Origin of the sequence: Telluria sp. B2 (assembly GCF_051789535.1) — a bacterium.
Taxonomy (GTDB): domain Bacteria; phylum Pseudomonadota; class Gammaproteobacteria; order Burkholderiales; family Burkholderiaceae_D; genus Telluria.
Genome location: NZ_CP196525.1, coordinates 5,054,734 through 5,079,392 on the forward strand (window position 1 = coordinate 5,054,734; position 24,659 = coordinate 5,079,392).

General features: G+C 65.3%; 22 protein-coding genes and 1 pseudogene. 13 read left to right on the plus strand and 10 right to left on the minus strand.

The genetic code is table 11. The annotated features are described in order from the left end of the window. Nucleotides 1-12 precede the first annotated feature (12 nt). The 4 genes from ACSUZJ_RS22335 to ACSUZJ_RS22350 all read left to right on the plus strand — a co-directional run bounded on the left by ACSUZJ_RS22335 (nucleotide 13) and on the right by ACSUZJ_RS22350 (nucleotide 2,769). Nucleotides 13-456, plus strand: a complete 444-nt coding sequence (locus ACSUZJ_RS22335; protein ID WP_499411801.1) for a thioesterase family protein — start codon at nucleotides 13-15, stop codon at nucleotides 454-456. Nucleotides 457-536: 80 nt separating this feature from the next. Continuing rightward, a complete protein-coding gene (locus ACSUZJ_RS22340) occupies nucleotides 537-1,115 on the plus strand; it encodes an RNA polymerase sigma factor (protein ID WP_499411803.1) in 579 nt (192 codons plus the stop codon). 16 nt (nucleotides 1,116-1,131) lie between these two features. Then, nucleotides 1,132-1,635, plus strand: coding sequence for a hypothetical protein (locus tag ACSUZJ_RS22345; RefSeq protein WP_499411804.1), 504 nt, complete (start codon nucleotides 1,132-1,134; stop codon nucleotides 1,633-1,635). A gap of 21 nt (nucleotides 1,636-1,656) precedes the next feature. Continuing rightward, nucleotides 1,657-2,769, plus strand: coding sequence for a hypothetical protein (locus ACSUZJ_RS22350; protein ID WP_499411805.1), 1,113 nt, complete (start codon nucleotides 1,657-1,659; stop codon nucleotides 2,767-2,769). A 73-nt stretch (nucleotides 2,770-2,842) separates the two neighbouring features. On the opposite strand, the gene ACSUZJ_RS22355 is transcribed toward ACSUZJ_RS22350, so the two are convergent. Further along, the gene (locus tag ACSUZJ_RS22355) at nucleotides 2,843-3,340 is read right to left on the minus strand and encodes a DUF3016 domain-containing protein (RefSeq protein ID WP_499411806.1); all 498 of its coding nucleotides are present in this window, start codon (nucleotides 3,338-3,340) and stop codon (nucleotides 2,843-2,845) included. A 166-nt stretch (nucleotides 3,341-3,506) separates the two neighbouring features. On the opposite strand from ACSUZJ_RS22355, the gene ACSUZJ_RS22360 reads away from it, so the two are divergent. Continuing rightward, complete coding sequence (locus ACSUZJ_RS22360) at nucleotides 3,507-4,244, plus strand: DNA-formamidopyrimidine glycosylase family protein (RefSeq protein ID WP_499411807.1); 738 nt, start codon at nucleotides 3,507-3,509, stop codon at nucleotides 4,242-4,244. Between the two features lie 176 nt (nucleotides 4,245-4,420). Then, nucleotides 4,421-5,938: a DUF3369 domain-containing protein gene (locus tag ACSUZJ_RS22365; RefSeq protein ID WP_499411809.1), complete on the plus strand. Its 1,518-nt coding sequence runs from the start codon at nucleotides 4,421-4,423 to the stop codon at nucleotides 5,936-5,938. Between the two features lie 238 nt (nucleotides 5,939-6,176). On the opposite strand, the gene ilvC is transcribed toward ACSUZJ_RS22365, so the two are convergent. From ilvC to ilvB, 3 genes and pseudogenes are all read right to left on the minus strand, one after another. Then, a complete protein-coding gene (gene ilvC / locus ACSUZJ_RS22370; RefSeq protein WP_499411810.1) occupies nucleotides 6,177-7,193 on the minus strand; it encodes a ketol-acid reductoisomerase in 1,017 nt (338 codons plus the stop codon). A 153-nt stretch (nucleotides 7,194-7,346) separates the two neighbouring features. Beyond that, nucleotides 7,347-8,333, minus strand: a pseudogene (gene ilvA, locus ACSUZJ_RS22375) (threonine ammonia-lyase, biosynthetic); the annotation flags it as partial. Next, on the minus strand, nucleotides 8,323-10,116 hold the full coding sequence (gene ilvB / locus ACSUZJ_RS22380; protein ID WP_499411812.1) for a biosynthetic-type acetolactate synthase large subunit: 1,794 nt from the start codon (nucleotides 10,114-10,116) through the stop codon (nucleotides 8,323-8,325). The pseudogene ilvA and the gene ilvB, both read right to left, overlap by 11 nt. Before the next feature lie 51 nt (nucleotides 10,117-10,167). Here ilvB and ACSUZJ_RS22385 point away from each other — a divergent pair, with 51 nt between their 5' ends. Next, entirely contained in the window at nucleotides 10,168-10,677 is a 510-nt protein-coding gene (locus tag ACSUZJ_RS22385; protein WP_499411813.1) for an Lrp/AsnC family transcriptional regulator, read from the plus strand. Nucleotides 10,678-10,972: 295 nt separating this feature from the next. Here the strand turns inward: ACSUZJ_RS22385 and ACSUZJ_RS22390 are convergent, their stop codons facing one another. Further along, on the minus strand, nucleotides 10,973-12,925 hold the full coding sequence (locus tag ACSUZJ_RS22390; RefSeq protein ID WP_499411814.1) for a GAF domain-containing sensor histidine kinase: 1,953 nt from the start codon (nucleotides 12,923-12,925) through the stop codon (nucleotides 10,973-10,975). Between the two features lie 66 nt (nucleotides 12,926-12,991). Beyond that, a complete protein-coding gene (locus tag ACSUZJ_RS22395; RefSeq protein WP_499411816.1) occupies nucleotides 12,992-13,147 on the minus strand; it encodes a hypothetical protein in 156 nt (51 codons plus the stop codon). 50 nt (nucleotides 13,148-13,197) lie between these two features. Here ACSUZJ_RS22395 and ACSUZJ_RS22400 point away from each other — a divergent pair, with 50 nt between their 5' ends. Both ACSUZJ_RS22400 and ACSUZJ_RS22405 read left to right on the plus strand, forming a co-directional pair. After that, nucleotides 13,198-13,737 carry a hypothetical protein gene (locus ACSUZJ_RS22400; protein WP_499411818.1) on the plus strand — a complete coding sequence of 180 codons (540 nt, stop codon included), beginning with the start codon at nucleotides 13,198-13,200 and terminating at the stop codon, nucleotides 13,735-13,737. A 15-nt stretch (nucleotides 13,738-13,752) separates the two neighbouring features. Continuing rightward, the gene (locus tag ACSUZJ_RS22405) at nucleotides 13,753-14,550 is read left to right on the plus strand and encodes a S41 family peptidase (RefSeq protein ID WP_499411819.1); all 798 of its coding nucleotides are present in this window, start codon (nucleotides 13,753-13,755) and stop codon (nucleotides 14,548-14,550) included. Here the strand turns inward: ACSUZJ_RS22405 and ACSUZJ_RS22410 are convergent. Both ACSUZJ_RS22410 and ACSUZJ_RS22415 read right to left on the minus strand, forming a co-directional pair. Beyond that, entirely contained in the window at nucleotides 14,544-15,047 is a 504-nt protein-coding gene (locus ACSUZJ_RS22410) for a hypothetical protein (RefSeq protein ID WP_499411821.1), read from the minus strand. The two genes, ACSUZJ_RS22405 and ACSUZJ_RS22410, sit on opposite strands and share 7 nt — an antisense overlap. A gap of 111 nt (nucleotides 15,048-15,158) precedes the next feature. After that, entirely contained in the window at nucleotides 15,159-15,380 is a 222-nt protein-coding gene (locus ACSUZJ_RS22415; RefSeq protein WP_499411823.1) for a hypothetical protein, read from the minus strand. A 427-nt stretch (nucleotides 15,381-15,807) separates the two neighbouring features. Here ACSUZJ_RS22415 and ACSUZJ_RS22420 point away from each other — a divergent pair, with 427 nt between their 5' ends. Continuing rightward, entirely contained in the window at nucleotides 15,808-16,185 is a 378-nt protein-coding gene (locus ACSUZJ_RS22420) for a hypothetical protein (RefSeq protein ID WP_499411824.1), read from the plus strand. A 308-nt stretch (nucleotides 16,186-16,493) separates the two neighbouring features. Here ACSUZJ_RS22420 and queC read toward each other — a convergent pair whose 3' ends face one another. After that, entirely contained in the window at nucleotides 16,494-17,213 is a 720-nt protein-coding gene (gene queC, locus ACSUZJ_RS22425) for a 7-cyano-7-deazaguanine synthase QueC (RefSeq protein ID WP_499411825.1), read from the minus strand. 85 nt (nucleotides 17,214-17,298) lie between these two features. On the opposite strand from queC, the gene ACSUZJ_RS22430 reads away from it, so the two are divergent. Both ACSUZJ_RS22430 and ACSUZJ_RS22435 read left to right on the plus strand, forming a co-directional pair. After that, nucleotides 17,299-19,227 carry an autotransporter assembly complex protein TamA gene (locus ACSUZJ_RS22430; RefSeq protein WP_499411826.1) on the plus strand — a complete coding sequence of 643 codons (1,929 nt, stop codon included), beginning with the start codon at nucleotides 17,299-17,301 and terminating at the stop codon, nucleotides 19,225-19,227. Continuing rightward, nucleotides 19,227-23,660 (plus strand): translocation/assembly module TamB domain-containing protein, encoded by a 4,434-nt coding sequence (locus tag ACSUZJ_RS22435; protein WP_499411827.1) that lies wholly within the window; start codon nucleotides 19,227-19,229, stop codon nucleotides 23,658-23,660. The genes ACSUZJ_RS22430 and ACSUZJ_RS22435 overlap by 1 nt, the downstream gene beginning before the upstream one ends. A gap of 60 nt (nucleotides 23,661-23,720) precedes the next feature. Here the strand turns inward: ACSUZJ_RS22435 and ACSUZJ_RS22440 are convergent, their stop codons facing one another. Then, nucleotides 23,721-23,888 (minus strand): hypothetical protein, encoded by a 168-nt coding sequence (locus tag ACSUZJ_RS22440; protein WP_499411829.1) that lies wholly within the window; start codon nucleotides 23,886-23,888, stop codon nucleotides 23,721-23,723. A gap of 141 nt (nucleotides 23,889-24,029) precedes the next feature. On the opposite strand from ACSUZJ_RS22440, the gene ACSUZJ_RS22445 reads away from it, so the two are divergent. Continuing rightward, nucleotides 24,030-24,542, plus strand: a complete 513-nt coding sequence (locus ACSUZJ_RS22445) for a CcdC protein domain-containing protein (protein WP_499411831.1) — start codon at nucleotides 24,030-24,032, stop codon at nucleotides 24,540-24,542. Nucleotides 24,543-24,659: the final 117 nt, after the last annotated feature.

Below are 24,659 nucleotides of genomic sequence, written 5' to 3' on the forward strand. Positions count from 1 at the left end.
TAGAATTCCCTGATGGCACGCTTACATCTCAATTTCCCCGAAGACCAGTATTACTATTCCACGCCCTTGACGGTGCGCGTCACCGACATCAACGGCGCCAACCACCTCGGCAATGACTCGATGATCTCGATGATCTCCGAGGCGCGGGCCCGTTTCCTGTTCGAGTTCGGCGTCCCCGAAACCGAGCGCGACGGCACCGGCATCATCGTCACCGACCTGGCCACGACCTACCGCGCCGAGGCACATGCGCGCGACCAGCTGCTGTTCGAGGTCGGCGTGATGGACTTCAACAAGTATGGCGGAGACATCATCTTCCGCATCACCCGCCCGCGCGACAGGAAACTGGTCGCCATGGCCAAGTCCGGCTTCGTCTTCTTTAACTACAAGACCAGCCAGGTGGTCGCCATGCCGGAAGACTTCCGCAACAAGTTCGATCGCGTGAACTGGATCGACTGAAAACGCCGCGCCCGGGGAGCGCGACAAAATAGCTGGAACTTTCCGGCCTGCCGAGCGGAATACGGGTGAGAGATGACACCATGACCATCACACCCGCCACCCCTGACGATGACCTACTGCGCCGGATGCGCGCCGGAGACGCCGCCGCCTTCGCGGCGCTGTACCGGCGCCACCAGGGCCCGCTGTACCGCTTCGCCCTGCTGCGTTGCGGCTCGGCCGACACTGCCGCCGACATCGTGCAGGAATGCTTCATGGGCCTGCTGACCGGGCGCTTCGCCTTCGATGCGCTGCGCGGCAGCCTGCAGCATTTCCTGTTCGGCGTGGCGCGCCTGCTGATCCTCAAGCACGAGGAGCCGCGCCGGCGCGAGTCGCCCCTGCCGGACCCCGACCTGGACGACGGCGCATCCGAACCGCCCTGCGAAGCGGCCGGCCCCCTGGGCCGGGTGCTGGCCGACGAAACCGCCGAGGAAGTGCGGCGCGCGCTGGCCCGGCTGGCGCCGCACTACCGCGACGTCCTCATCCTCTACGAACTGCACGACCTGTCCTATCTCGAGATCGCCACGATCTGCCAGGTCGACATCGGCACCGTGCGCTCGCGCCTGTCGCGCGGCCGCGCCGCCCTCGCCAAACACCTGCGCGCCCACGCCGGCGCCGCCTGAGATGGAAGCTGCACGCATGGAACCCGACGACACCCCCGAACTCGACGCCCGCCTGGCCGCGCTGCGCGGCGCGATGAACGGCATCGATACGCCGCGCTGCGTGGAAAAGGAATTGATGCAGGCCTTCGCCGCACAGTTCCCGCCCCGGCAGCCCTGGTACCGCCGCCTGCTACCGAAGCTGAGCCTGCCCGAATGGGGCGCGGCGGGCGCCTGCGCAGCCGTGACCGCGGTGGTGCTGGCCACCCTGCTGGCGCCGCCCCGCCCCGCCGACGAACTGGCCCTGCGCACGCCGCCCTGGCGCCTGGAGAACGGCGCCGCCTTCATCGCCCTCGACTCGGTCGAGCGCATCGAGCAGGAGCCCGAGCCGCGCCTGGTCGAGGCCGAGGTGCCGCGCGCCATGCTCGCCGCGCTCGGCCTGCCGGTCGCTCCCGAGCAGGCGGGCGAGGCGGTGCGCGCCGAAATGCTGGTCGCGGCCGACGGCGAACCGCTGGCGCTGCGCCTGACTTCCATTCACGACTGATCCACCTTGACGAGGACAAGCATGAACACCAGACCCCTGCTGCTGGCCGCCCTGCTGGCCGGTTTCCTTTCCCCCGCCCTGGCCGAGGAAGAGGCCGATGCGCCCCTGCGCGTGGTGCAACACGAACACATGCGTGTGGACGACATGGGTGCGGGCGACATGCGCTTCCATGAACTGCGCCTCCACGGCCGGGCGGTGAAGAACGCGCCCTACAGCGCCCAGGCGGTCTCCGAGCGCATCCAGCAACTGGCCGACGGCAACCAGATCGAGCGCCGCACGCGTTCGGCCAGCTACCGCGACAGCGCCGGCCGCACCCGGCTGGAAGTCCTCGACGACAAGGGCGAGCTGCGCAACGTGACCATCAACGACCCGGTCGCCAACGCCACCTGGATCCTCAATCCGCGCACGCGCACCGCGACCAGGCTGCCGCGTCCCGGCATCGCGCGTGCGGAGGCTGTCGCCGCGCGCGAAGCCGCCCAGGCCGCCCGCGCTTCGGCCGATGCTGCGCGCAGTGCTGCCGAGGCCTCGCGCGGTGCGGCGGAGGCGGCGCGGGCGCGCGTCGAGCAGTTGCGCCGCGAGGGCAGGCTGCCGCAGGTCGAGCAGCGCGAGGGGCCGAACGGACGCGAGATCGTGGTGCGCCGCGTCGAGCGCGATGCCGGCGGTACGCGCGAGACGGTGCGTGTGATCGAATTGCCGAAACCGGGGCCGAACGCGGGCCCGGACGCGCGCGCCTTTGCCGCGCGCATCGGACCGCTGGTCGCCGGCGCGGCCGGGGACGGCAAATGGGCCGCCAAGGCCGTCAGCCGCGAGCTCGGCACCCGCGAATTCGATGGCATCAAGGCCGAGGGCAGGCTGCGCAGCTACGAGATCCCGGCCGGCGAGATCGGCAACCGCGCCCCCATCGTGGTCGCCGACGAGAGCTGGTATGCGCCGGACCTGCAGATGACGGTCTACGCCAAACACAGCGACCCGCGCAGCGGCGAATTCGTCTACCGGCTGGAAAATGTAAAACGCGGCGAACCGGAGGCCGCGCTGTTCGCGGTGCCGGGCGATTACACGGTGCGCGACGTGCAGGCCGTGGCCGAGCACCGCGTGAGCAGGAAGGAAGAAGCGGCGAAAGGGGAAGGGAAATAAAAAGCGCCGGCTGCCCGGACCACGATGGGGCCAGGCAGCCGGCGTCCGCTTCTTTACCGTTGGCGTGCGCTGCTCAGCGGCGCGCGGCGCGGTCGCGCGGCATGATGGTCGAGTAGAACCATTCGTCGACCATGCGCTTCTCGAAGCGCAGCGGGTCGCTGTCGCCGGCACGCACCATGCGGTCCATGAAACCCATGTCGCGCAGCTGGGCGTCGCCGCTGCGCAGCACGCGACCGTCCTGCTCGACCGTGTAGTGCAGGTCGATACGCGGCCAGTCGGGACCATTGCTGCGCACCACGCGCAGGTCGCGCCCGCCACGGCCCGGGAATTCGCGGCCGGCCAGGTCGACGTCCTTGACGTCGATGCGCAGGTCCTGCCCCGGCGGCAGTTGCGCGCCCAGCTTGGCGAAATGCTCGGTCAGGCTCTTCAGCGTTTCTTCGCGCTCCCAGGGCGTGAACGGCACATCCGTAAAGCGGTCGGGCTCGATGTAGTTGACGGTCACGCCGGCGGACGCGGCGCCGGCCAGCGCCAGCAGCCCGGCAGCAGCCAGGTGTCGAATCACAGTCTTCATGGCGATTCCTTTCTTGGGTAATCTTTTTACCGTTCAAATATACGCCGGTTTGGCGGGGTCTGCCCGGGGTGTCTCGTCTCTCGCCGGTAAATCCTGTTTCGAATTGTTAGTCCTCGCACAGCCGGACCGGACAGGCAGGGGCAGAATGGCCGCAAGGAGGTCAACCGTGCCCGAAGGACCATCGCTCGTCATCTTGAAGGAAGCAACCACCGGCTTCGTCGGCCAGACCATCGTCGAGGCCGGCGGCAACGTCAGGGCCATCGATCCTGCGCGCCTGGTCGGCCAGACCATCGTCTCGCTGCGCACCTGGGGCAAGCATTTCCTGATCGAACTACCGACCATGGTGGTGCGCATCCACTTCCTGCTGTTCGGCACCTACCGGGTGAACGAAAGGCGCGACAAGCCGCCCAGGCTTTACCTGCGCACGGCCGATGGCGGCGAACTGAATTTCTACGCCTGCGCGATCCGCGAGATCGATGCCGACCTCGACAGCCAGTACGACTGGAGCGCCGACGTGATGTCGGATGCCTGGGACCCGAAACGGGCGCGCAAGAAGCTGCGCGCCCAACCCGGGATGCTGGCCTGCGACGCCCTGCTCGACCAGGACATCTTCTCGGGCGTGGGCAACATCATCAAGAACGAGGTGCTGTTTCGCATCCGCGTCCATCCGCTCTCGACAATGGGCGCGCTGCCGGCCCCCAAGCTGCGCGCCCTGGTCGAAGAAGCCCGTCAATACAGTTTCGATTTCCTGGCGTGGAAAAAGGAATATGTGCTCAAGCAGCACTGGCTGGCCCACGCCAAGACGACCTGCCCGCGCTGCCATATCCCCTTCAAGAAGGCCCACCTCGGCCGCACCAACCGGCGCAGTTTCTTCTGTGAGCGTTGCCAGAAGCGCTATGAATGAGTCTTTCCTCCAACATTAAGCATATTGCCGGCGGAACGCTTCTATTGCCTGTTGTTAAGGAAGTGAAGGCGTACTACAATCGATTCGCCTGTATATTGATCAGGCGCAATACCACTCATCATCGTTGTATTTCATCGACTCGTTTGTAGCGCCCCTTTAACGGTATCGGAAACGCCATGTCTTTTCTGTCTGCAGCCGCGCCCAAGCTCGCCCCGTGGAAAGTTCTCCTCGTCGACGACGAACCCGACATCCACGACATCACCAAGCTGACGCTGAGCCGGTTCCGCCTCGATGGGCGGGCGCTGACTTTCCTGCACGCCTACAGCGGCGTGGAGGCCAAGGAAATCCTGGCGCGCGAAGAGAACATCGCCCTGGTTTTCCTCGACGTGGTGATGGAGCGCGAAGACAGCGGCCTGGAAGTGGCGCGCTGGATGCGCCAGGACCTGGACAACCAGTTCACCCGCATCGTGCTGCGCACCGGTCAGCCGGGCCAGGCGCCGGAAGAACGCGTGATCGTCGACTACGACATCAACGACTACAAGGAAAAGACCGAGCTCGATCGGACCAAACTGTTTACCACGACCTTCGCGGCGCTGCGCGCCTACCGCGACATCATGAAGGTCGAGGATGCGCGCCGCGTCCAGCAGAGCTACCGCGAAGGCCTGGAGCGCGTGATCGCGGCGTCGAGCCACATCTTCCAGCAACGCAACCTGAAGGACTTCGCCAGCGGCCTGCTGCAACAGGTCGTCGCGCTGCTTCGCCTGGAGCAGAGCATGCTGCTGCGCCTGAAGGGCGCCAGCGTGATCACCGGCGAGAGCCAGTACGAGGTGCTGGCCCGCATCGGCGACTTCGACAAGGATGGTGGCAAGGAGGCGATCGGCCCCGAACTGCTGGCCCAGCTCGACGAGGCGCGCCACAACCGCATCTCCAAGCTGCACGGCGACACCTACGTCGGCTACTTCCCGAACAACAGCGGCAAGGCCTCCCTCCTCGTGCTGCACGGGGTCGAGGAAATCTCGGAAATCGACGCCCAATTGCTCGAGGTGTTCTGCTCGGGCGTGGCGATCGCCTTCGACAACATCCTGCTGAACCAGGAAATCACCGATACCCAGGCCGAGCTCATCCTGCGCCTGGGCGACGTGGTCGAATCGCGCTCGAACGAGGCCGGCAACCACGTGCGCCGCATGTCCCAGGTCTGCCACATGCTGGCCCAGGCCTCCGGCATGCCGGACGACGAAACCGCGACCCTGATGCACGCCGCGCCGATGCACGACGTCGGCAAGATCGCTACCCCCGACGCCGTGCTGCTGAAACCTGGCCGCCTGACGCCGGAGGAATGGGAAATCATGAAGCAGCACCCGACGGTCGGCCTGCAGATCCTGGACGGCTCGACCCGCCCGATCCTGAAAGCCGCCGCCGTGATCGCCCACCAGCACCACGAGAAGTTCGACGGCACCGGTTACCCGCAAGGCCTGAAGGGCGAAGATATCCACCCCTACGCCCGCATCGTCGCCGTGGCCGACGTCTTCGACGCCCTCAGCCACGAGCGCTGCTACAAGGAAGCCTGGCCGGTCGAACAGGTGACCGACTACCTGCGCGAAGTGGCGGGCAAGCACCTCGACCCGTATTACGTCGACCTCTTGATCAAGAACATGGACAAGGCGGTGGAGATCAACCGGCAATGGCCGGATTGATTCAGCGACTTCGAACGTAGGGTGGCGCCCCGGTGCCCACCGAGAGCAGGCGTCAGCTTAGCCATCGTAGGTAGTCTGCTACACCCGGGCGACCGATTTGCCTGCGGCTTCGGCACCACTGTACAGAACGAAAAAGCTGTCACTAATCAATGGGAACAAGCAGACAAGCGCACCAACCGATGACATTGCTTAGATCACGATAACTGTCACTACCCTGCAGAGCGCGCCGAAAGCCAGCTTAGTTCTTCGACTGATCCACCAGCTTGTTCTTCGCGATCCACGGCATCATCGCGCGCAGCTTGGCGCCGACTTCCTCGATCTGGTGCTCGGCGGTCAGGCGGCGGCGCGAGATCAGGGTCGGGGCGCCGGCCTTGTTCTCGAGGATGAAGCTCTTCGCGTACTCGCCGGTCTGGATGTCCTTCAGGCACTGCTTCATCGCCTCTTTCGTCGCCGAGGTGACGACCTTCGGACCGGTCACGTACTCGCCGTATTCGGCGTTGTTCGAGATCGAGTAGTTCATGTTGGCGATGCCGCCTTCGTAGATCAGGTCGACGATCAGCTTCAGTTCGTGCAGGCACTCGAAGTAGGCCATCTCGGGCGCGTAGCCGGCTTCCACCAGGGTCTCGAAGCCGGCCTTGATCAGCTCGACGGTGCCGCCGCACAGCACGGCCTGTTCGCCGAACAGGTCGGTCTCGGTCTCTTCGCGGAAGTTGGTCTCGATGATGCCGGCGCGGCCGCCGCCATTGGCCATGGCATACGACAGCGCGATGTCGCGCGCCGCGCCCGACTTGTCCTGGTAGACCGCGACCAAGTGCGGCACGCCGCCGCCCTGCTTGTAGGTATTGCGCACGGTGTGGCCCGGGGCCTTCGGCGCGATCATGATGACGTCGAGGTCGGCGCGCGGCACGACCTGGCCGTAGTGGACGTTGAAGCCGTGGGCAAAGGCGAGGACTGCGCCCTGCTTCGCGTTCGGCTCGACGTTTTCCTTGTAGACCTGGGCGATGTTCTCGTCCGGCAGCAGGATCATGATGACGTCGGCATTCTTGACGGCCTCGTCGACCTCGGCGACCTTCAGGCCGGCCTGTTCGACCTTGTTCCAGGAAGCGCCGCCGCGGCGCAGGCCGACGGTGACGTTGACGCCCGATTCGCTCAGGTTCTGCGCGTGGGCGTGGCCTTGCGAGCCGTAGCCGATGATGGCGACGTTCTTGCCTTTGATGAGGGAGAGGTCGCAATCTTTGTCATAAAAAATTTTCATAGCAATCAATGTTAGCTTGTTTTGATGCAAATACTCATTGTCATCGCGTGCACGCCGCGTTCCTTAGTTGCGCCTCACAGACGACTTCAAGGCACGGGAAGCACATCAATGACCACCTGCTGAGATAGTGGTGCGCATGTCTCTGTTCATGCCAGCTCGTTCGGAGACGAATTTCAGACGCGAAAAGTCGATATTTGCGCCGCTGGCGATTGCAATCAGGGCCTTGTCGCAAACGGGCACTCCGATTGCTTCTTGATCCCTTACATATGCCTTCATGCCGGCCACTGCCAACGCTCCCGATGGTTCGAGGATCCCGCGCGTATCCTTGAACACATCCTCGATCGCTGTGCAGATATCATCGGTATCCACCACGATGACCTCGTCTACCACTTTCTGGACAATACGAAAGGTTTCCTCGCCAACGAGCTGCACAGCAGTGCCATCGGAAAAAAGTCCCACTTCTGGCAAGGTGATCCGTTTATTCGCTTTCAAGCTGCGTGCCATCGCATTGGAGTCACTTGCCTGGACGCCGATGATCCTCGTGTCTGGGCGGCATTCTTTGACGTACGCACCAACGCCGGCGATAAGCCCCCCTCCGCCGACCGGAACAAAGATTGCATGGATGGGGTCGGGGTGCTGATGCAGAATTTCCATTCCAACCGTCCCTTGTCCAGAGATGACGTCAGGATCGTCGAAAGGATGTATGAACGTTAACTTTCGTTCGGACGCCAGCGTGAAGGCGTGGTTTGCCGCGTCTGAATAGGACCGTCCATGCAGTACGATGTCGACAAAATTGCCCCCGTGCCGCTTAACCGCATCGACCTTGACGACGGGTGCTGTTACAGGCATGACAATCGTGGCGCGGCAACGCAACAGTGCGGCCGATAACGCGACGCCCTGCGCATGGTTCCCTGCTGAGGCGCAGACGACTCCGCACTGCCGCTGTACTGGCTGTAGACGTGCCATCTTGTTATAGGCACCCCGCAGCTTAAAGCTGAAGACGGGCTGCATGTCCTCACGTTTGAGATACACACGGTTTCCCGTGTGAAGAGAAAGCGATGGAGCATATTCCAACGCGGTCACCTCGGCAACGTCATAGACCCGGGCTGCGAGAATTTTTCTCAAGTAGTCAGCTGTCATCAACAGCTCCGTATAGCTCGTCTTTCGACAGCATGACCTCATGATGACCGCGACCAGCCGGGATCATTGGAAAACAGTTCTCAGTCTGCTCGACCGCCACATCGAGAAGAAATGGCCCGTCGGTTGACAAGCATTCCTCGAGTGCGGTCTCGAGATCGCGTGCATGCACGACCCGGCGTCCGCGCCAGCCGAACGCCCGCGCCAGTGCCACGAAATCAGGCAAGGCGTCTGACCAGCTGTGGCTGTAGCGTCCTCCGTGATGGAGCTCCTGCCACTGGCGCACCATGCCCATGCAGCCGTTATTTGAAAGCACGATCTTGACCGGGCAACGGTGCTGGACAGCAGTCGCCAGCTCCTGAATGTTCATGAGAATGGAAGCATCGCCGCTGATGCAGGTGACTAATGCTTGAGGGTGGGCAATCTGCGCGCCGATCGCGGCCGGCAGGCCATAGCCCATCGTGCCCGCACCACCCGACGTCAGCCAGCGTCGCGGCTTGTCGAAGCCCAAGTACTGGGCAGCCCACATCTGATGTTGCCCGACGTCGGTCGAGACAATGGCGTCTTTGCCGACGAGCTGTTTTGCGAGGGTGTGCATCAGCATTTGTGGTGAAATGCTCCGTCCGGTGCGCGCGAATGCAAGACAGTTGACCTCGCGCCAACGCTGGATCCGGCGCCACCACTCCTGAGTAGGAACAAGGGCCGCTTTAGAAACGTCGAGCCACTTCTCAAGTTCGGCCAAGACCACATGACAGTCTCCGGCGAGCCCAACATCCGCTTTCACGAGCTTTCCGATCGAGGCCGGGTCGATATCGATGTGGATGATTTTTGCATGCGGACAAAACTGATCCAATCGTCCAGTTACCCGATCATCAAATCGTGCGCCGACACAGACAACCAGATCGGCCGCATTCATAGCCAGGTTCGCTTCCAGCGTTCCGTGCATGCCCAGCATGCCCAACCAACGATGATCGGAGGCCGGGAACGCGCCCAGCCCCATGAGAGTCAACGTGCAGGGGGCATCTTTCTTCCGCACGATGCTAGCGAACTTTTCACAGGCTGCGTTGCCTGCGTTGATCAGGCCTCCGCCACCATAGAAGACCGGTCTACGCGACGCCGCGATCAGAGCGGCCGCCGCTTCGAACTGGGCATCGGTATTCTCCAGCAAGCGCGCGTGCCGCCTTCGCACCGATGGAGCCGGCGCAAAAAGCGCTTCCGGCCGAAGCGCGAATTCCTGTGCCTGGATGTTTTTCGGTACATCGACCAGCACCGGACCAGGCTTGCCTTGCGTCGCCTGGCCGATTGCTTCGCGCACCGTATTCGCAATGTCGCCATAGGCTTCGATCTTCGCATTCCACTTCGTGACCGTACGCGAAATGCCGATCGCGTCGCACTCCTGGAATGCGTTCGTTCCGATGAGATGGGTGGCAACCTGGCCGCTGATGCACAGCACCGGGATCGAATCGCAGAGGGCATCGAGCAGGCCAGATGTCGTGTTCGCAATGCCTGGCCCGGAGGTGACGAACACTACACCCAAACGCCCCGTCGACCTGGCATATCCTTCCGCAGCGTGTACTGCGGCCTGCTCGTGCCTGACTAGCACGTGGCGTAGGCGAGGCTCCCGATACAAGGCGTCATACAGTGGAAGCACGGCGCCGCCGGGGTAACCGAACACAGTATCAACGCCTGCCTCTATCAATATCGACAGCAAGACCTGTGCTCCGGTAAGCGTGACACAGGGAACGACCGGCACTGGAGCGCCGGGATTATTCAATAAGGTAGTCATACGAAAATTGTATAGACGACGCCCCTGAAAGTGCTTCATAATTTCAGGAATATGCAAGCTTTTACGGAAAATTTTATGGAAAATGGGGCGGAAACAGGAAAAATATTCGACCGGCAAGATCTGGCGATATTGCGCATCCTGCTTGCAGACTCACGCACACCTCTACAGGAAATCGGTAATGTGGTCGGACTGTCGACAACGTCTTGCTGGAATCGTATAAAGCGCATGATGGATGCCGGCGCGATCCAGGCGTATACGATCAAGGTCGATCTTGCGAAGATCGGCTATCAGGACTCGGTGATCGTTCAGGTAACGCTTGGCAGCCATAGCCAGGAAACGCTGAATGCGTTTGGTAGTGCCCTTCAGTCGATTCCCGAAGTTCTCGAAGCTTTCCTTATTTCAGGAGATTACGACTACTTCATCAGAATCGCGGTAAAAGACACCAGGGATTACGAGCGTCTACTGCGCGAGAAGCTGTACATGATTCCTGGCATCCGCCACAGTAAGTCGAGCTTTGTTCTCCGCACTTTGAAGAAAGAGGACACGCCGCTTACCAGTTGAAACCCGTTGCGTGTTGATTGCGGTCTGTGCGGTTGTCAGGAATCGGCGAGATGCGGAAATAAATTTCAGTTAGATTTGCAGCTATAACAAGATCCGGATCAAGCTGGGGGTCTTTACGCGGTCGTTATGACCTTGTTCTTCGACGTTTCGGTCAGGAGAAAGTTTTCTGCATCCGCCTCATTTGAAACCCTGCGGGGGTGCGTGCCGGAACTGAACGCGTGGACGGCGCGCCTGCCGCGACCACGCGTCGACTTCGGGTGGAGCCGTCCACCCTGCAACCCACCAGACATGCTCCTCAGGCCGCCAGCTTCTCGACCCGCACGCTGCGCGGGAAACTCAGCGAATAACGCAAGCCCTGCCCAGGCGCACTATCTACCTGCACGGTGCCGCCCAGCGCCCCCGTCACCAGGTTGAACAGGATGTGCGCCCCCAGCCCGCTGCCGCCGCTGCCGCGCTTGGTGGTGAAGAAGGGATCGAACAGTTTATCCAGCGATTCCTTGTCCATGCCGGCGCCGTCGTCCGTATAGCTGAAGGCGACCGTATTGCCCTCGAGCGCGGCGCGGATCGCGATATGGCCGGGCTGGTCGCGCTCGAAGCCGTGCACAAGAGAATTGACGACCATGTTGGTGACGATCTGCGACACCGCGCCGGGGAAGCTGTCCATCACCAGGTCGGGCGGACAGTCGACCTCGACCTTGATCGGGCGGCCCTTGAGCTTGGGCTGCAGCGAGAGCAGCACCTCGTTGATGTAGGCGCGCAGGTTGAAGCTGCGGATGTCGCCCGAGGACTGGTCCACCGCCACCTGCTTGAACGAGCGCACCAGGGCCGCGGCGCGCTGGGTGTTGGTGGTCATGATGCGCAGCGACTGGTCGACGATGTCGAAAAAGCTGTTCAGGCTCTCTTCCGTCATCTCGCCGGCCGCCAGTTCCCCGCGCGTCAGGCGCAATTCCTCGACCAGGTGGCTGGTCGCGGTCACGCAGATGCCCAGCGGGGTATTGATCTCGTGCGCGACCCCGGCCACCAGTTCGCCCAGCGAGGCGAGCTTTTCCTTGCGCACCAGTTCGCCCTGGGCCTGCTGCAACTGGGTCAGCGCGCTGTTCAGGGCCGCGTTCTGCTCCTCCAGCAGCTCCTTGGTCTTGCGCATCCTGCGATCGGCCTCCATGCGCGCGATCGCCACCGCGACGTGGCTGGCGATGAAGGCCAGCAGGTCGAGGTCGGCCCTGGTGTAGACGGTCGCCGGGTCGTAGCTCTGCACGATCAGCACGCCGTAGGGCTTGTCGTGCACCAGCATCGGTGCGCCCATCCAGCTCGCGATATCGACATTGCCGAAGATGCCCGCAACCTGTCCACTGGCCACCAGGCGCGCGAAGCTGCCGGCGTCGTGCAGTTGCGGCTGTTTCGAGGCCAGCAGCCAGGAGCACATGCCCTGGCCGTAGGGGAAACGCCCGAGCGGCGGCGCGGCATCCTTCTGGTCGACGAAATACGGGATGCTGATTTCCCGCGTGTCGGGGTGATACAGGCCGATCATGAAGTTCTCGGCCACCATCAGTTCGCCGATGATGCGGTGCAGGCTGGCCATCAGCGCGTTGGTGTCGAGGGCGCCGGCCGACAGGTTGGCGATCTGGTACAGGGCGTGCTGCACCTGCTCGGCGCGGCGGCGCTCGGCCACCTCGTGCGCCAGGCGCGCGGTGCGCTCCTGCACGGCGCGCTCGAGCCGGTCCATGCTCTGCAGGCTTTGCAGCGCCACCGAGACGTGGTTCGCGATCACGGCGAACAGCGCCTGGTCCTCGTCGCCGTAGGTGTGTTCCGGGGTATAGCTCTGGATGACGATGGCGCCCAGCGGCAGGTGCTGCTGGTCGAGCAGCGGGCACCCCATCCAGTGCTCGGCCGCGCTGCCGGCGCCGAAGCTCGAGCCATCGCGCTCGCGCGCGTGGAAGTCCTCGGCCGTCATGATCAGCGACTGGCGGTTCAGGATCACCCAGGCGGTGGGCGACTCGTCTGGCGAGGCCAGGCGCACCGGCTGGTTCAGCTCCGGGCCCTCGTCGGATTCGTCGACAAAATACACGAAGCGCACCGTCCCTTCGTCGCGGTCCGACAGCGCCACATAGAAATTGGCCGCGTACATGATGCGGCCGAGGGCGCGGTGCACCGCGCGGATGAATTCGCTGATATCGCTGCAACTGGTCGAGGTCTGCCCGATGTCGAGCAGCATCGACTGGACCGCTTCCAGCCGGTCGAGACGTTCCATGTTTTCCCCAGTGAATTAATGCAGTAGGGAAATATTAGCAGCAGTTGCGCTGGATCAATAGTCCTTTTACCTTACCTCAGCGGGGCGCAGCGAGAAGACAACGGTCAGCGCATCCAACAGCCGAACTTCATTGTGAGAATCAATCTTCCCGCAGCCGGCCTGATGGCCAGCGATGAGCGGTGACTTGTACGGCGGAGAGAAAATCAGCTTGACGGTGAGCACGAGCCATATGCTCAACTATACAATGGCCGTTTTCATAACACGAGGGTTCCATGCGACAAGCAATTCGCCTCCTGGTCATCGGCATGCTGGCCGGCACCGTCCACGCGGCCGAGCCAGTGCTGACGGCCGAGCAACTCCAGCAGGACCTGCAGTTCATGCGCCAGGCGATCGCCGAGATCCATCCCGATCCGGGCTTCTCGTTCGCGCCAAGGCAACTGGCGATGGCCCTGGATGCGGCGCAGGGACAGCTCTCGACACCGATGGACCGCGATGCGGCCTGGCGCGTGCTGGCGAAGATGAACCCGCAATTCGCCGATGCCCACTTGGCCCTGCTGCAGCCGGAGCGGGACAAGCAGGTCGGGGCGCATCTGGCGGCAGGCGGCGCCTTCTTCCCTTACGAGGTGCGGGTCTCGCCCGAGGGGCAATTGTTCATTCGTGCCGAGCTGGGCGGGAAAGCGAGCAGCCTGGCGGGCAAGCGCATCGAGCAGGTCAACGGCGTGCCGGCGAACCAGGTCGTGCAGGAACTCCTGCAACGGGTGCATGGCGACACGGCCGCGTTCCAGCTTGAGGTGCTATCGCGCCGCTTCTGATTCTATTATTGGAAAATGTTCGGCGCCCCCGCCTCCTACACGCTGGTGCAGGACGGCAAGCAGTTCAGTCTTGCAGCCAGTACGGCGCGTCCCGAATGGCTCATCGGCGCCGATGCGGCAGATTTCGACCAGGTGTACCGTTTCGAGCTGCTCGGCAAGGACACGGCCCTGCTGACGATCAACCAATTTACCTGGCCGGACAAGGCAAGGTTTTATGCCTTCACGGCGGATGCCTTTGCCCGCATGCGCGCAGCCGGCGTCGCGAACCTCCTGATCGACGTGCGCGAGAACGGCGGCGGCGACGACGACATGTGGAAGGAAGGTGTGCTGCCCTACATCGCCACCCGCCCCTACCGCCATGCCTCGACCTATGTGAAAAAGGTGATCCCGGGCCGCGCCAGCGCGACGGAAAAGGTGGGCGACGTGGTGCACGGGACGCTCGAGAGCTGGGAACAGCCGCAGCCGGACAATCCCCTGCTGTTCAGGGGCCGCGTCTACGTGCTGGTGGGCGGCATGACCTACTCGTCGGCCGTACTGTTCAGTAACGTGATGCAGGATTTCGGATTCGGCCAATTGGTCGGCGCACGCGGCTATGCGCGTGCCCGCCAGAGCGGCGGCATCCAGGTCCGGTCGCTGCCGAATACGAAGCTCGAAATCGTGGTGCCGCGCTTCGTGCTGGACCGCCCCTCGGGAGCGCGCACGCCGGCGCTGGTGACACCCGACATCGTGCTGCCCGACGATCCCTTCAACCGGCGCGCCCTGGTCGATGCGCTGTTGCAGCGCATCGAGCAGCCGCGGTCATCGACTTACTGACGCGGCGCGCGGAAGTCGTTCTCGATCCAGGCCAGGGCCGAGGCCGGGGTCAGCTTGAAGGTGGCGGCCACGCGCGCCTGGGCGACCTGCTCGCCCATCTCGTCGATGGCGGCCAGGATCGCATACGGATCGTCGTCGTCGGGCACGATGTCGAGCGTCACCTTCAGCTCGCCCTGTTCGGTCGAGACCACGGTGCTCTTGTGCAGCATCGCGTGCAGGTGCTGCTCGTGGCGGCGGATGACCTCCGAAGCCGTCTTGACCAGGGTATTGAAGGCGTTCGTATCGAGCGGCTTGGGGTTCTTCTTGTCGCGCCCCATGGTCCAGGGGCCGACCAGCGCCGGCTCCGGCTGGCCATCCTTGTACATGGCGACCGCCCAGCCTTCGTCGTCCTCGTTCTTGATCACGCGCGCGGTCCAGCCGTTGCCTTTCCACAGGCGCGGTTCCTGGACGGGCGCATCGTCGTCGCCCGCTTCCAGGTCATTCACATCGTCATTCATTGCTTGCTGCTTCCATCTGCCGGGCTCGTGCCCAAAGCAAGATCATAGAGGAAATCACGCAAGCCGGTACAGAGGGCGGCAATTGGCGAGCCGGGGTGGCTCATATCCGGCTCATATGCGCATGCCGGGCTGGCGCGGCGGGCGCACAGGCGGCGGCAAGGGGGTGCGCAGCGGGTCGATGTTGGGCTGCCGCGGCGCTTCGCGATTGAAAGGGTTGATGATGATCGGCGGTATGGTAGGCGGTGCCGATGGCGGTCCCTTCGGTCCACCACCCGCCCAGGCCGGATGGTCGGTGTAGTGCTGCAAGATCGTCGTCGGTTTGACAGGATGCATGGGAGCCCTCCTACAACAAAAGCAGGCTGTCAGTATAGGTGGCGAGCCGCGCAATGCAAGGTCAGAAAGACATGTGAAAGTTGACCGGGCGTCGACCGCCGCCCTCTCCGAAAAGGCCGCGCTTGCGCGCTGCCGTTTCTCAGGAATTTGACCGGACGTCGGCCGCCGTCCTCTCCGAAAAGGCCGCGCTCGCGCGCCGCCGTTTCTCCACAAGTTGACCGGGCGTCGGCCGCTGGCTTTTCAACAAGGCCGCGCTTGCGCGCCGCCTTTTCTACCGACAAGCTTCGACATGCTCATCCGGAACAGCGTTTATCGCGCCTGGGCGCGCTCCGGCCCGCCGAAAATGCAGATCGTCGCAGGCGGCTGGCCCGGTGGGCCACGTGGGCCTACAGTAGGGCCATACCACCTGAATCACGAGGAAAACATCATGAAAAAGATCGTCCCCTACATCGTCCTGATCCTGTGCGCGCTGCTGCTGTGGGATCTGCTGTTCACCTTTGGCGACGCCAGCTTCCACATCGACGGCGACGAGGTCGACGGTCCGCTGGGCGCCGCGCTGGCGCTGCTGTTCGGGGCCGGAGGCACGATCATCGGCGTGCTGGTGACGATCGTGGTGGGGGCGGTGCTGGCGGTGGTGTTCGCCGGCGTCGGGGTGGTCCTGGTCGGGGCGCTGGCGGTGGCGGCCTTCGCCGTGACGGCCGCGATCGTGCCCTTCTTCCTGCCGCTGCTGCTGCCGCTGGCCGTGATCTGGTACCTGGTGCACCGCTCGCGCAGGAACCGCATGCAGCGCGAGGCGGCCGTGTAATCCTGGCCCTTGAATGGAAATGGAAAAGGCGCCGTTCACCGGCGCCTTTTTTACTCTCCGCACGCAGCATCGTAGGGTGGGCACGCTGTGCCCACGCGTTACGTACGCATCCTTTCTGCGTTGGCTGCAACTTCTCGCCCGCTAACGTCAGTCCCGACTGGATTGCGTCCATCGCATACTGTGCGGGCGATTAATTCAAGCATGTGACTACCGGCCATGTGCGTAACGCGTGGGCACGGAGTGCCCACCCTACGTTAAAGGCCGCTCCAAGCTTAACTGAACGGCATTACCGGTGATCCAGCGCGTTTTTATTCCCCGCGCGCGGCCTTGTCGGCGGCGAACTGTTCATAGCCGCGGGCGCGCAGTGCGCAGGCCGGGCAGGTGCCGCAACCGTAGCCCCAGTCGTGGCGCGCGCCGCGCTCGCCCAGGTAGCAGGTATGCGTCTCGAAGCGGACCAGGTCGACCAGCGCCTGGCCGCCGGCCTGTTCGGCCAGTTCCCAGGTCTGCTTCTTGTCGATCCACATCAGCGGCGTCTCCACCTTCAGGCGCGTCGCCATGCCCAGGTTGAGCGCCACCTGCAGCGCTTTCATTGTGTCGTCGCGGCAATCCGGATAACCCGAGAAATCGGTCTCGCACATGCCGCCCACCAGCACGGTCAGGCCGCGCCGGTAAGCCACGGTCGCCGCCACCGTCATGAACAATAAATTCCGGCCCGGAACGAAGGTGTTCGGCAGGCCGTTCGCCTGCATCTCGATGGCGACATTGCTGGTGAGTGCCGTGTCGGAAATGCGCGAGATCAGCGACAGGTCGATCATGTGGTCCTCGCCCAGGCGCGCATTCCATTCGGGCGACAGTTCGCGCATCTTTTGCAGGACCGTCGGGCGCACGTCGAGCTCGATCGCGTGGCGCTGGCCATAGTCGAAACCGATGGTCTCGACGCGTGCATAACGCTGCAGGGCCCAGGCCAGGCAGGTGGTGGAATCTTGTCCGCCGCTGAAGAGGACGAGGGCGGTATCGGTTGCGTGCATAGGGGTCTTTTCGGAAGTTAAACGTTCGCCAGCTTCTTTGCAATTCCGTTAAGATGACCTCAGCATTGACACTGAATGGAGAGACATGACTCTCGCAACATCCGACCGGACCATCGCGGCGCCAGGGCGATTGCGGATTTTGGCACAAATCGTGCTGTCCGTGTATGCCGTACTGGGCGCCCAGGCCGCGCTCGCCCAGGGCATCAACTACAACGTGCGCATCGATGCACCCGGACAACTCGACGACCTGCTCGAAGAGAACCTCGACCTGCTGCGCTGGCGCGGCAATTCGCGGGTCGACCTCGAGCAACTGCAGCGCCTGGTGCGCGATGCGCCGGAACAGGCAAGGACCCTGATCGCCACCGAAGGCTATTACTCGCCCAAGATCTCGGCCGGGCTCGACACCAGCGGCGGCACGCCGGTCGCCCGCATCATCGTCGAGCCGGGCGAGCCGACCGTCGTCGCCGACGTCGACCTGGTGCTGCAGGGCTTCGTGCCTTTCGAGGAAGGCGGCGCACCGTATGATGCGGCAGCCCTGCGCAACCGCTGGTCGCTGCCGGTCGGCGCGCGTTTCCGCCAGGCCGACTGGGAAGCCGCCAAGCGCGACCTGCTGCGCCAGGTGATGCAGTCGCGCTTCCCGCGCGCCCAGCTGGTCGAGACCAGCGCCACGGTCGATCCCGACACGCGCCGGGCCTCGCTGCGCGTGGTGATCGACAGCGGTCCCGAGATGCGCTTCGGCGAGCTGCGCATCCGCGGCCTGAAGCGCTATCCGCCAAGCGTCATCACCAACCTGAACAAGATCAAGCCGGGCGACGAATACAGCGAGGCGGCGCTGCAGGCGCTGCAGTCGCGCCTGCAGGAAACCGGCTACTTCTCGACGGTGGAAGTGAGCGCCGACATGCGCGCCGTGCTCGCCGCCGAGCTGAAGGAAATGAAGGAAGACAACGACGATGTCGCTCCGGCAGCACAAGCTGACGGAGCGACACCGCCCTTGGCCAATACTCCCACCGTCCCGGGCCAGGCCGCCACCGGCGTGAAACCGCCAACGCCCGGCCCGACCGTGCTGCCGGTACTGGTGCGCGTCACCGAGAACAAGCAGAAGAACGTCGAGGTCGGCCTCGGCTTCTCGACCAATACCGGCGGCCGCGCCCAGCTGAGCTACGACGACCTGAACGTGTTCGGCAAGCGCATGAAGAGCGACCTCATCTACGAACAGAAGCGCCAGAGCGCCCGCGCCGATTTTTATTGGCCGACCACGACCAACGGCTACAACGACAGCGTCGGCGGCGGCATCGAGCGCGAGGACGTGCGCGGCGAGGTCACCACCACCGCCAGCGTGTCCGCACGCCGCGCCTGGGGCACGCCGGAGCTGGAGCGCAGCCTCACGCTCGAGGTGCTGGCCGAGAAACGCGAAGTCGCCGGCCTCGAGAATACCTACAGCAAGAGCATTCCGCTCACCTACAGCGTCACCCGCCGCAAGCTCGACAACCTGATCCTGCCGACCCGCGGCTATGCGCTGAACTGGCAGGTGGGCGTGGCGCCGTTGCCGCTCTTCACCGACGAGAAATTCATCCGCGCCTATACCCGCGGCGTGTATTACCGCCCGGTCGGCGAGAGCGGGACCCTGATCCTGCGCGGCGAACTCGGCGGCGTGTTCTCGAAGGACAAGGACGGCGTGCCGAGCAGCTTCCTGTTCCGCGCCGGCGGCGACCAGTCGGTGCGCGGCTACGGCTACCAGCAGCTCGGCGTGCGCGAAGGCGAAGCCATCGTCGGCGGGCGCTACCTGCTCACCGCCGGCGCCGAATACCAGTACTGGTTCCGTCCGCCCTGGGGCGTGGCCGTGTTCTACGACGCCGGCAATGCCGGCGACAAGTTCGGCGACCTGCACCCGAAATCGGGCTACGGCATCGGCGCGCGCTGGCGCAGCCCGGTCGGCCCAATCAATGTCGACGTCGCCTATGGCCATGCGGTCAAGAAGGCGCGCCTGCACTTTTCACTTGGATTCACGTTCTGATGGACGCCGACAACAACCCCACTCCACAGACCCCGGCCAAGCCGCCGAAGGTGCGGCGCTGGCCGCGCCGGGTCGCCATCGGCCTGGTCGCAACCGGCGTCGTGATCGGCGGCGCGCTCTGGTACCTGGGCCGCGAAACCACGCTGCAGATGATCGCCGAACGCGCCGCCCGCGCCACCGGCGGCAAGCTCACCCTGACCGGCATCCGCGGCTCGCTCTACGGCGCGATGCACATCGACCGCATGGTCTGGCGCACCGACGAGCAACTGATCGTCGCGACGAACATCGACCTCGACTGGTCGCCGCGGCAGTTGCTCTCCAGCGGCATCGAGGTCAGCAAGCTGCACGCGGCCGATTTGCGCATGGAAACCCTGCGCGAGAGCGAGGAGCCGAGCAAGATGCCGGCCTCGCTCGCGTCGCCCTTCCCGATCTCGCTCGACGATGCGCGCCTGGCCAAAGCCACCTTTGTGAGCAAGGGCGCCGCCACCGAGATCACGAATATCCGCCTGCGCCTGCACGGCGACAAGGTGCAGTGGCAGTTGCGCGACGCGGCGGCCAGCACGCCCTGGGGCCAGCTCGCCGCGGGCGGCAGCATCGGCGCGACGCGTCCGTTCAAGCTCGACGCCAACGCCAGCCTCTCCGGCACCCCGGTGGGCTCGGCCGGCACCCCGGCGCAACTGAAACTGCATGCCGGCGGCGACCTGAACCTGACCACCCTGGACGCCACCGGCAATGCCGGGCGCGCCGGCGGCGAAGCGCGCATCGCGCTGTCCCCGTTCGCCGAGATCCCGCTGCGCAGCATGAACCTGAACGCGCGCAACATCGATCCGGGCTTCTTCGATCCCTCGCTGCCGACCGCCGACATGACGCTGGCGATCGCGGCGCGCCTGGACGAGAAGCGCAACATCTCCGGCAGCGTCAACCTCGTCAACGACGGCCCGGCCGGCACCATCGACCAGCAGCGCCTGCCGCTGCGCGCAATGCGCGGCCAGCTCGGCGGCAACCTGGACGCCATGCAGCTGAGCGACGTGCTGGTCGACCTCGGCGCAGCCGGGAACTTTACCGGCAGCGGCAGCGTGCAGCGCGGCGAGGACGAGGAAGGCCTGGGCACCGCGAAGTTCGCCCTGCACACCGACCGCCTCGACCTGAGGCAGATCCACGGCAGCATGAAGCCGACCAAAATCGCCGGCGATATCGCGGTGGCCAACGTCGGCACCACCCAGACCCTGGACCTGAAGCTCGTGGACGCCGGCCTGCGCCTGGCGGCGCGCGCAAAACTCGCGAACAACGTGCTCGACCTGACGGAGGCACGGCTGTCGGCCGGCAGCGGCAGCATCGCTCTCAGCGGCAACATGAACCTCGCCGAGGACAAGGCCTTCAAGCTCAACGCCAACGCCAGCCGCTTCAACCCGGCCGCGCTGGGCGACTATCCGCAGGCCGACATCAACGCCAACATCAACGCCACCGGCGTGCTGGCGCCCGCGTGGAAGGTCAACGCCGACTTCGCGCTGCGCCCGAGCCGCCTGTTCGACCAGCCCCTGTCCGGACGCGGCAAGCTGGCGGCCGACGCGAAACACGTGAGCGGCGTCGACGCCACCCTGGCCCTGGGCCAGAACAGCGTCGACCTGCGCGGCGCCTTCGGGGCGCCCGGCGAGAAGCTGAACTGGCGCGTCGACGGCCGCCAGCTCGCCGCCCTGCGCCGCGACCTCTACGGCGCAGTGCTTGCCAGCGGCGTCGTCACCGGCAGCATGGACGCGCCGCGCACCACCTTCGCGCTCGACGCCAACGGCCTGGGCTGGGTCGCGGCGCAGCGCAAGGCCAACACCAGCAACCTCCACGTGAACGGTGAAGCCTGGCTCGCGGGCGGCAAGGAAGCGCGTTTCGTCGAGGTCAAGGCGAACGGCAACATGGCGCGCTTCAACCCGGCCGCCTTCGGCAGCCCCCTCCCCGGCAGCATCAACGGCGCCTTTGCCGCCAGCGGCCGCTCGGGCGCCGACTGGCGCGGCGCGCTCGACCTGAATGTCACGGATTCGACGCTGGCGAAGTCGCCGTTCTGGGGCCATGCGCGCCTGAACGCGGACCGCCGCCACATCTCGAACACCGACGTCGACCTGCACGTGGGCCCGAACGTCATCGCGGCCAACGGCAGCTTCGGCGCGGGCCGCGACGTGCTCGACTGGCGCATCGACGCCACCCAGCTCGCCGCCCTCGGCCCCGACTTCGGCGGCGCCCTGCGCGGCAACGGCAAGCTCACCGGCACCATGGACACGCCTTCGCTGAGCGCCGCGCTGGAAGGCCAGAACCTGAAGGTCCTCGGCGCCCACACGCTGCGTTCGCTGCGCGCCAGCGCCAACCTCGGCTCCGGCCGCGGCGGCGCCGATCCCCTGGTCAGCGACATCCAGATCGTGGACTTCGCCAGCGGCGAGACCCGCATCGCCGCCGCCAGCCTGCAGACGAACGGCACGCGCGCGGCCCACACGCTGCGCGCCGCCGCCCGTGGCGACGCCTTCGACGCCCTGGTCGAGGTGCGCGGCGGCTGGAAGGCCAACACCTGGGACGGCACGCTGGCGACCCTGCAGAACAAGGGCCGCTACGCGATGACGCTGGCCCAGCCGGTGCCCCTGCGCATCGGCGTGGCGCCGGGCGCCGGCGTGATGGGCCTGGCGAGACCCGAGACGCTCGCCTTCAACGGCGCGGTAATCCGCCTGCCCTCGGGCACCGTGAACATCGCCTCGCTCACCAAGACCGGCCCGCGCTGGAGCAGCCGCGGCGCGGCGGCCGGCGTGCCGCTGAACTACCTGGCCCAGTTCTCGCCGGCCCTGCGCGAGAACGTCCAGGGCAACCTGACCCTGGGCGCCGACTGGACGCTCGACCTGCGCACCGCCAGCGGCACCGGCGGCGCGCCGGCCCTGGCCGGCGGCGTGCACGTGTTCCGCGAGGGCGGCGACGCCATCGTCGGCGCCGACGTGCCTGTGGCCCTGGGCCTACGCACGTTCGACCTGCGCGCCGACGTGCAGGGCAGCTCGCTGCGCACCCAGCTCGCGCTGGACGGCGCCCGCACCGGCAGCGCCCGCGTCGACGGCACGGTCCAGATGCTCGGCGGGCGCGTCGACCAGGACAGCCCGCTGCGCATGACGGCGAACGCCGACATGGCCTCGATCGCCTGGCTGGCGCCGCTGGCCGGGCAGCGCGACCTCGAGCTCGACGGCAGCCTGAAGCTGGCGCTGACCGGTGGCGGCACCATCGGCACGCCTTCGCTGAGCGGCACCGTCAACGGCGACGCCCTCGCCGTGCGCTGGCCGGAACAAGGTGTACGCCTGCGTAACGGCCAGCTGCGCGCGCAACTGGCGGGTGACCGCCTGCTGCTGCAGCGCCTGTATCTGGAAGGTGTACAGGGCAACGCCACGGCCGACGGCTCGGTGCGCTTCGGCGCCGACGGCGCCATGCAGCTGCGCCTGGTGGCGAACAAGCTCGAGGCGCTGTCGCGTCCTGACCGCACTGTGGTCGTCTCCGGCGAAGCCAACCTGGTGCGCGACGCCGAGCGCTTCACGCTCGACGGCCGCTTCAGGGCCGACCGCGCCCTGATCGAATTCGCGCCGCAAGGCCGGCCGACCATGTCCGAGGACGTGATCGTGCTGGGACGTGGTACGCCTGCCCCGCCGCAGAAGAAGGAAGCGGAAGTGCCGCTGTCGATCAACCTGGCCGCCGACCTGGGCGACGACTTCCACCTGCGTGGCCTGGGCATCGACGCCTACCTGGCCGGCAGCGCCCGCGTGCGCATGGTCGGCAGCGGCGACCCGCGGGTGAACGGCACCATCCGCGTCGTCAGCGGCACCTATGCGGCCTACGGCCAGAAACTGACCATCGACCGCGGCGTGCTGACCTTCAGCGGCCGCTACGACAATCCGGCGCTCGACGTGCTGGCGGTGCGCAAGCAGCCCGAAGGCACGCAGCTGAGCGAAACCAATGTCGAGGCGGGCGTCCAGGTGCGCGGCACGGCCCAGTCGCCGCAGGCGCGCCTGGTGTCGACGCCTTCGGTGCCGGACAGCGAGAAGCTCTCGTGGCTGGTGCTGGGCCACGGCATGGAAGGCACGACCGGCAACGAGAAGGACGTGCTGACGGCGGCCGCTGGCGCCCTGCTCGGCGGAAAGGGCGGCACCGGCGGCATCACGACCAAGCTGGCCAATTCGCTCGGCGTGGACGAACTCGGCCTGGCCCAGGGCCGCAACGGCGACGCCGAGGGCCTGGCGAACACGGTGGTCACGGTCGGCAAGCGCATTTCCTCGCGCGCCTATCTCAGCTTCGAGCAAGGCGCGACCACGGCCTCGAGCCTGGTGCGCCTGCGCTACAAGCTGAACCCGCGCTGGACGCTGCAGTTCCAGACCGGCACGAATACGGCGCTTGACGTGCTGTATGCGTGGGCCTTCGACTAGGAACCTGCCGCCACGCCCAGGGCGTGGCGCTAAATCTTGTATCAGGCGCGCCGGGTCTGCCTAGTGCAGGCTCGGCTTCGGATCGGGAACCGGGTCCTCGCTCTGTGGCGTGTGGATCGGGGTATGGTGCGGGTGCGGTGCGTCGAAAGGCTCGGGCAGCGGTTCCTCGATCGGCACCGGGTCCGGGGCGCGGTGGAAACGTACCGGCATTGGCGTAACTGGAATCATGTTCGGGGTCTCCTGGTTCATGGGAGTTAACACCTTAGCATGGGTGTACGCAGGCCGACGCCCGGATGGCGGCGCCCCGTCCGCCGGACCGACAGGTGCTCGTTTACAATGCCGGCTTCGCTTCCACCGCTTTCGACCACGATGAACATCACCACCCTCGCCCTGCTGCTCCTGACTCCCATCCTGGTGTGGCGCATCTACGCGCGCCTGAAGGCGCAGATGGCGCGCCAGCGTTCGATCATGTCGCGCCACTACACCGGCATCCTGGTGTTCGGGGCGATGATCCTGGTGTCGCTGTCGGAAGTGCTGGCGCGGCCGATGGAACTGGGCGCACTGGCCGCGGGCACGGCGCTCGGCGTGTTCTGGGGGCACTTCGGCCTGCGCCGTACGAAGTACGAGGACACCCAGGAAGGCTACTTCTTCACCCCGCCGATGCGGCTCGGGATCGTGATGGCCATGATCCTGGTCGCGCGCGTGCTCTACATCGGCGTCGAGCTGTACACGCTGCAGGGCTCGGGCGCCACCGCGCCGCGCTTCACCGACAGCCCGCTGAGCATGCTGTGCGTGGGGCTGACCGGCGGCTACTTCCTGGCGTTTTCGGTCGGGCTGCTGCTGTGGCGGCGCAAGCTGCGGCGGGCGATCGAGCAGGGTTGAGCTTCGGTGTATTGACGGCACCGGACCGCTTTTCTGCACGGCCGCGGGTTTGCGGACGCACGTAATTATTCGCTCCGGGTGCGTGTCGGCACGCTCCGCACCGCGTGGGCACAGGTG